Source organism: Saccharomonospora saliphila YIM 90502, assembly GCF_000383795.1.
GTDB lineage: Bacteria > Actinomycetota > Actinomycetes > Mycobacteriales > Pseudonocardiaceae > Saccharomonospora > Saccharomonospora saliphila.
Genome location: NZ_KB912624.1, coordinates 50,973 through 54,805, shown reverse-complemented (window position 1 = coordinate 54,805; position 3,833 = coordinate 50,973). Strand labels below are relative to the sequence as shown.

Genomic DNA, 3,833 nt, shown 5'->3' with positions numbered 1-3,833 from the left:
GCCGAGCGGCTCGCGGGACACCCGGCCGTGCGGGCGGTGCGCTACCCGGGCGGCGGAGCGATGCTGGCCGTCGAGCTGCCGGATGCCGAGAGCGCGGACGCGGTGTGCGCGGCGCTGCGGCTCGTGCACCACGCGACGAGTCTCGGCGGGGTGGAGACCACGGCCGAACGCCGCGCCGCGCGCTCCGGTGACGCCCACGTTCCCGCGGGGCTGGTGCGGCTCAGCGTGGGTCTGGAGGACCCGGAGGATCTGTGGGCCGATCTGGACCAAGCGTTGCGCTCAGTGAAGTAGTCCCGGGTTTTCATTCACTCTTTCGAGATCGCAGTGGGTGAACCACGAGCCGACCGACGGCGAATTCACACTCTGTGTATGCTCCGCTCCCGCTGGGACGAAGTCATGCGCATGTGACCGGGGTTTTCCCTCACTGCGTGGCGAACCCGCGCCGAGCTGAGCGCGGGAGGGTTGAGGAGACTCATGAACAGTAGAAGAGTGTTGGCCGGTGTCGGTGCCGTCGTCGTGGCGACGTCCACGACACTGCTGCTGGGCGCCGCTCCGGCCGCCGCGGATGTGCAGGGGTCGATCGATCCCGGGCGCGCGGAGAACGGCTACACCGTCGATCTCGGCGGTGAGTTCAGCGCCACGAAGGCGAAGCTGTTCCATCTCGACCTCGACGGCGGCAACGCCCTCCGCGCGTACTGCGTCGAAATCAGCGTCGACGCCGACGCGGGGCGCCCACTGCACGAGAGTCCGTGGGACGAGTTCCCGGACTCCGATTCGCCGTTCCACGAGGCGCGTGACCGGATCAGCTGGGTGCTGCACCACGGGTACCCGGCGGTCGAGCTCGACGCGCTCGAGACGACGCTGACCGAACAGGGCGCCGAGCTCAACGGCGGCCTGTCCGCGAAGGAGGCCATCACCGGCACGCAAGCGGCCGTGTGGCACTTCAGCGATGCCCGCGAGATCAACCGCGACGACCCCACCGGCGCCGGTGCCGATGCCGACGCCGACGTGCTCGCGCTCTACGACTACCTGACCGGCGAGGCCAACGTGGGCACGGGGGAGCAGCCCACCCCCGCGCTGGAGGTCACGCCGGAGACCGCCTCCGGCCGGGCGGGTGAGCGCGTCGGCCCGTTCACCGTCTCCACCACCGGCGAGATCACCGAGCTTCGGAGCGAGCTGCCGGAGGGAGTCGCCCTCACCGACGCCGAGGGTGCCGAACTCGCCCCGGGCGAGGTCACCGACGGCACGGAGGTGTGGGTGGACGTGCCCGCCGACGCCGCCGAGGGCGAGGCGGCCTTCGAGCTGGACGCCAGTGCGCACCTGGACACGGGCAGGCTCTTCGTCAGCGAGGGCTACGAACGCGAGCCCGCGCAGTCGCTGATCGTGGCCGAGTCGGAGACCACCACCCTGTCGGCCGGGGCGCGCGCGGACTGGACCGCCGCGCCGGCGACCACGCGGCCGGAGGAGACCGAGGAGACCACCACCGAGACCTCGGCGCCCACCACGTCGTCGCAGCCCGCGGTGCCCGAGACCACGGAGGAGTCGGTGACGCCGAGTGCCAACTCGGACGAGCTGGCCCAGACCGGCTTCTCGGCGCTGACGCCGCTGCTCATCGGCGTCGGCCTCGTCGGTGCCGGGGCGGGCCTGGTCGTCTTCCAACGCCGCCGCAAGGCCTGATCCCCGCGCTGGGCCCGCACCTGCCGTCAAGGCCTCCTTCACTGCGTTGAGTGCAGTGAAGGAGGCCTTGACGACGTGCCAACGCGGTGAGTGGAGCCGTTCGTGCGGTCAGCGGGTGGCGCGGTCAGCGGAGGCGTTCGACGGCCTCGGCCAAGGCCAGGACACGACGGGCGGTGTCCACATGCAGGTTCTCGATCATTCGCCCGTGCACGGTGACCACGCCCCTGCCCTCGGCACGGGCTCGCTCGAAGGCGTCGATCACGGTGCGGGCCCACTCGACGTCCTCGGCCGAGGGAGCGAACACGCGGTTGCAGGGCTCGATCTGGGACGGGTGGATCAGCGTCTTGCCGTCGAACCCGAACTGGCGCGCCTGCACGCACTCCGCCTCGAACCCGGCGGTGTCGGCCACGTCGTTGTACACGCCGTCGAGGATCGCCCTGCCCGCCGAGCGGGCGGCGAGCAGGCACAGCGACAGGGCGCCGAGCAGGGGCGCGCGGCCGGGAACGGCCTCGGCGCGCAGCTCTTTGGCGAGGTCGTTGGTACCCAGGACCAGCACGGTCAGCCGGTCGGATGCGGTGGCGATCTCCTCGGCCCGCAGCACCGCCGCAGGCGTCTCCAGCATCGCCCAGATCGCGACCTCACCTGCCGCGCCGCCGAGCTCGAGGGCCCGCTCGATGTTCTGCACGTCGCGCGCGGAGCCGACCTTCGGCACCACGACGGCGTCCGGTCCGGCCTGCGCGGCGGCGCGCAGGTCCGCGTCCTGCCACTCCGTGTCGAGCGCGTTGACCCGGACGGCCACTTCCCGCTCGCCGTAGTCGCCGGAGGCCACGGCGGCGCACACGCGCTCCCGCGCGGCCTCCTTGGCATCCGGCGCGACCGCGTCCTCCAGGTCGAACACGAGTGCGTCGGCGGGCACGGTCTTGGCCTTCTCCACCGCACGCTCGTTGGCGCCCGGCAGGTACAGCACGGATCGGCGCGGTCTCACGGGTGGGTGCCTCCTCGGCGCGGCGCGCGGTCGGGTGCCGCGCGGGCGGGTCCGACGGCGTGTGCACCCTAGCGGGCATCCCGGCCGTGACGCTGCGGTACGCGTCACGCGCACGGCGCCGCCGCCCCGCCGACGCCGCCATGCGCAGGGTGACGCCGCCGTGCGCAGGGTGATGCCGCTCGCCGGTGTGTCACCCGGACGGCCGCACCGCCGGGCTGAAGTCGCCCGACCACCCACCGACCGATCACCGACAGCCGAGCGCCGTCGATCGCAGGTGCGCGCCGAACCCGCAGACTCCGTCTCCGCGCGCTGGTACTCAATTCACGTGCCGTTCTCGACGGCGCGGCGACGGTGCAGGCAGGCAGCAGGCGAATGACACAGGGAGGCGGACTTCGTGGCGGTACCACCAGGGCACACCGCGACCACGAGCGGAGAGAACGGGACACGGTCGGTCCCGAGTCGGGTCGTCCCTCCCGTCGAACTCCCGGCCGATGCGGGCGAGCTCGCGCGCCGGGCGGCCCCGCTGCTCGGGTGGCAGGGGTGCGTCCTGCCGCAGATGACGTTGTTCGGCAGGCGCGTGTTCGTGGTGGCGCGGCTGCGCCCCGACGCGCACGCCGAGCGGATCGCCACCGGCGTCGGGCCGGTCACCGACAAGGCCACCGTGGCGACGTGGACGTGGCCGGAACTGTCGGCGATCGCCCCGCAGCCCGCCGTGCGCATCTCGGGTGTGCTGGCCGTGGCACGGCACTGGCGCACCGGCATGGCCACGACGGTTCCGTTCGCGCGCTACGGCGAAGCGGCGATGGTCCTGCCCTCGTCGACGACGCTGAGCCACGACTACGTCGACCACTGCCTGCCGAGGGCACGCATGTACGGACTCGGGGTAGTGGGCGCCGACGAGACCGCGCACGTCGACCTCGACCTCGGGTGCAGCGACGACCGGATCACCCTCGGCGACGACGAGGTGTGGCGCTGGGTCAACGAGATGGTCTACGAACGCCTCCTGGCTACCGAACGGGCCGGGCGCGACGGCGCGGCGGCGGACTGGTCGGAACCCTCCGCGCCGTCCGAGCGGGCCGACGAGGAGAACGCCTGACGCCGGCGGGCCCGGCACGCCCGGTCGGCGGCGTTTCCCTGCGGCCGGGACCCTCCGCGCTGCCCCACCGGGGCG

Annotated in this window: 4 protein-coding genes; 3 read left to right on the top strand and 1 reads right to left on the bottom strand. The window is 72.9% G+C overall.

All coding sequences use genetic code 11. The features are described from left to right. Together SACSA_RS0103675 and SACSA_RS0103670 are read left to right on the top strand one after the other, a co-directional pair. The coding region (locus SACSA_RS0103675) for a PLP-dependent transferase (protein WP_028661509.1) at positions 1-291 on the top strand (291 nt) is incomplete at its 5' end. 183 nt (positions 292-474) lie between these two features. Further along, positions 475-1,677, top strand: a complete 1,203-nt coding sequence (locus tag SACSA_RS0103670; protein WP_028661508.1) for a thioester domain-containing protein — start codon at positions 475-477, stop codon at positions 1,675-1,677. Positions 1,678-1,801: 124 nt separating this feature from the next. On the opposite strand, the gene SACSA_RS0103665 is transcribed toward SACSA_RS0103670, so the two are convergent. Next, on the bottom strand, positions 1,802-2,662 hold the full coding sequence (locus tag SACSA_RS0103665) for an HpcH/HpaI aldolase/citrate lyase family protein (protein WP_028661507.1): 861 nt from the start codon (positions 2,660-2,662) through the stop codon (positions 1,802-1,804). Between the two features lie 394 nt (positions 2,663-3,056). On the opposite strand from SACSA_RS0103665, the gene SACSA_RS0103660 reads away from it, so the two are divergent. Next, complete coding sequence (locus SACSA_RS0103660; RefSeq protein WP_019813601.1) at positions 3,057-3,758, top strand: hypothetical protein; 702 nt, start codon at positions 3,057-3,059, stop codon at positions 3,756-3,758. The last annotated feature ends 75 nt before the right edge of the window (positions 3,759-3,833 follow it).